At 45.3% G+C, this 245-nt stretch carries 1 pseudogene; it reads left to right on the forward strand.

From position 1 onward, the window contains the following. Window positions 1-245: pseudogene (locus SB679_RS25825) on the forward strand (hypothetical protein); the annotation flags it as partial.

Consider the following 245-nt stretch of genomic DNA (forward strand, 5'->3'; position numbering starts at 1 on the left):
CGTTCACCAAAGCACACATTCCGATGTTTTTTATCTTATTGATACATTTCAAGACTACTATGACACCAAGACGGTTTCCAGAAATAGCGACAACCCTATTGATGTAGGAGAAGTGATCATCAGAGTAATAAGACCGGTAAGGCTGACGATGTATGACGGATGGGGTGGAAATGGAGGTCCTGGCAATGGCGGACATGATATGGGTGGTGGACCTGGTGATTATGGTGGTGGAAGTGGGAGTAATC

The sequence above is a fragment of the Chryseobacterium sp. SIMBA_029 genome, assembly GCF_046535275.1.
GTDB lineage: Bacteria > Bacteroidota > Bacteroidia > Flavobacteriales > Weeksellaceae > Chryseobacterium.